Origin of the sequence: Lyngbya sp. CCAP 1446/10 (assembly GCF_026130175.1) — a bacterium.
Taxonomy (GTDB): Bacteria; Cyanobacteriota; Cyanobacteriia; order Cyanobacteriales; family Microcoleaceae; genus Microcoleus.
Map to the genome: position 1 here is coordinate 1 of NZ_JAIGNI010000167.1, position 998 is coordinate 998.

At 37.0% G+C, this 998-nt stretch carries 1 protein-coding gene; it reads left to right on the plus strand.

Annotated features, from left to right (window positions below):
* The coding region (locus K4039_RS29700) for an ISAzo13 family transposase (RefSeq protein WP_265240110.1) at nucleotides 1–998 on the plus strand (998 nt) is incomplete at both ends.

Here is a 998-nt window from a genome sequence, read left to right on the forward strand (position 1 = left end):
TTTATCTGAAAAAGACAAAAGAAGATATGCAGCGATAGAAGCCGTAAAACTTGGTCGTGGTGGAATCATTTACATAGCCGGAGTTTTGGGAGTAGACAGAAATACAATAGCCAAGGGCATTAAGGAGTTAAAAACAGAATCAGAACCCGCCTTGAATCAACACAGAATTCGCCGACCTGGGGGAGGAAGAAAAACTAGGGATTCTCAGATACCTGATTTAAATGAGCGTTTTTTAGAAGTTTTAAAAAACCACACAGCCGGAGATCCAATGTCCGAAAAAATTAAATGGACAAATCTTACCCATCAACAAATAGTTGAAGGTCTGAAGGCTCAAGAAACAATAGTCAGTACAACAGTTGTCAAAAAACTGTTAAAAAAGAATGGATATGTGAAACGTAAAGCTCAAAAACAACAAACAACCGGAGTCACAAAAAATCGGAATGAACAATTTGAGAATCTTGCTATAATTACCGCCCAGTATGAGTTACGAGGAAATCCAATTGTTAGTATGGACACCAAAAAGAAGGAATTTATTGGAAATCTCTATCGAGCAGGCAGTCTATATACTACCGAAGTTGTAACAACATTTGACCATGATTTTTGGAGTCTAGCTGACGGAAAAGTAGTGCCTCATGGAATTTACGATCTGCAAAATAACCGAGGATATTTAAACCTGGGAATCAGTAAAGATACGAGTGAATTTGCTTGTGAATCGATAAAATTATGGTGGATTAATTACGGAAAATTCATCTACCCTCAAGCCGATTCAATTTTAATAAAATGCGATGGAGGTGGCAGTAATAATTCTAATCATCACATCTTTAAATCAGATTTACAAAAATTAGTTGACGAGCTAGGGATAGAAATTAGAATCGCACACTATCCTCCCTATACATCGAAGTATAATCCGATCGAACATCGTTTGTTTCCTCACGTAACTAGAGCCTGTCAAGGAGTGATTTTTACTTCTCTTGAGTTAGTGAAAAAACTCATGGCAA